The sequence below is a fragment of the Streptomyces sp. SP17BM10 genome (assembly GCF_036322405.1).
Classification (GTDB): Bacteria; Actinomycetota; Actinomycetes; order Streptomycetales; family Streptomycetaceae; genus Kitasatospora.
Window position 1 is genome coordinate 1 of record NZ_JAQYXB010000639.1, and the last position, 297, is coordinate 297.

General features: G+C 62.0%; 1 rRNA gene. It reads right to left on the reverse strand.

The window, feature by feature from the left end:
- A 23S ribosomal RNA gene (locus PUR71_RS28035) occupies positions 1-297 on the reverse strand; the annotation flags it as partial.

The following is a 297-nucleotide window of genomic DNA, read 5'->3' on the forward strand; positions in this document are numbered from 1 at the left end:
CACGGCCTACACCCTTACCCCGGGACAACCACCGCCCGGGCTGGACTACCTTCCTGCGTCACCCCATCGCTCACCTACTACCCCGTTGGGTCACCGGCTCCACCACTTCCCTTTGCCCGAAGGCTCCGGGACGGCTTCACGGGCTTAGCATCAAGAGGTTCAGCGTTGGCGCTTCAAAGCGGGTACGGGAATATCAACCCGTTGTCCATCGACTACGCCTGTCGGCCTCGCCTTAGGTCCCGACTTACCCTGGGCAGATCAGCTTGACCCAGGAACCCTTGGTCAATCGGCGCAAGA